The organism is Actinoallomurus acaciae (genome assembly GCF_042429965.1).
Lineage (GTDB): Bacteria > Actinomycetota > Actinomycetes > Streptosporangiales > Streptosporangiaceae > Actinoallomurus > Actinoallomurus acaciae.
On sequence record NZ_JBHLZP010001034.1, the window covers coordinates 1 to 1,330 of the forward strand.

A 1,330-nucleotide genomic window follows, 5' to 3' on the forward strand; every position below is an offset into this window, starting at 1 on the left:
CAGGGTTCCGGCAAAGTCGGGTGTTGCTGGTCAGGTGGTGATTCCGAGGAGTTGTAGGGGTCGTGTTGGGTTGCGGGCCATGTGGCGTAGTCCGGCGGCGATGTTGGTGTGTCCGGTTTGGCGTAGTGCGCTGATGGCGAGGTTGCGCAAGGTTGCCATGGCGCGGGGTGCGGTGCCCGTGCGCAGGCGGGAGGTGTCTTCGCCGTAGGTGACGTCGCGGACCCAGTGCAGTCGGTTTTCGATCTGCCAGTGGCCGCCGGGGGTAGGCGGCGATGTGGGCGGGGCCGGCGGCGTGGGGTGTCAGGCTGGTGATGCCGTAGACGGTTTCGGTCTGGCGGGTGCCGGTGGCGCGGTTGGTTCGGTAGCGGGTGATCTGGAAGATCTGCGCGGCGCCGGGGAAGTCCAGGTCCTCGGGGGCGGGCAGGACTTCGATGATGCGTTGTTCAAGGCGGCCGTGGCCGATGCCGGTGTTGGTGTGGTGGGTGGCGTTCGGCCAGGCCGTGGTGCGCAGCAGGGTGTGCAGGCGGTGGTGGTTGCGTTTGACGATCAGGACGTAGTCGGCTCCGGCGCTGGTCAGGTAGCGGGCGTGGGCGGCTGTGGTGTGCAGCGCGTCGGCGGTCAGGACCCGTCCGGTCAGGTCCAGGGAGTTCAGCAAGGGCTGGAACCAGGCGATCTCGCTGGTTCCCTGCTTCACCTGCTGTTGGGCTACCACTGATCCGTCATGGTGGGTGAAGGCGGCCAGCAGGTGAACTCCGGCGCCTCCGGTGCGGGCGAAGGTGCCGCACACCGATTTGCCGTCCACCGCGATCGCCGGCCGCAACCCGGCCACCGGTCGCACGTGCCGCCTGATCCACGCGCTGATCGCCTCATCGAGTGCATCGCCATCGATCGCGGCCAGGACCCGCCGCACGGTTGATTCATCCGGAGCCACGAACCGGCCCCTGGGATCGGAGCGGACGCCCAAAAGCGCCAGGACCCACTGCGGCGCATCAGCGGCCCATTCCCCGATCGCCACCAGCGACCGGGCCTGCGCCGCCACCGCCACCGCAGCCACCCCCAAGATCGCCTCCAGCCGATGCCGTATCCCCCGCGGCCGCCGCGGGTCCGGTACCCGGGCCAGATACTCACGCAGGTCAGCGACCCTTCCCAAGCCACTGACCACCCCAGCGGACTCAACCAGGCGGCCCAGGCGAGCAACACCAGCAGGAATCAGAGAAGATGGAACAGCAAGCACGGCACTCTCACACGATCAGGGACCTAGACAACCCCATGATCGTTTAGAGGCCGTGCTTGCTTCACATCAGGAGCAACCGACTTTGCCGGGGCCCTG

Annotated in this window: 1 protein-coding gene; it reads right to left on the reverse strand. The window is 67.8% G+C overall.

The window, feature by feature from the left end; all coding sequences use genetic code 11:
* On the reverse strand, positions 1-1,234 hold a 1,234-nt coding region (locus tag ACFFNX_RS50155; RefSeq protein WP_378213568.1), incomplete at its 3' end, for an ISAs1 family transposase.
* Positions 1,235-1,330: the final 96 nt, after the last annotated feature.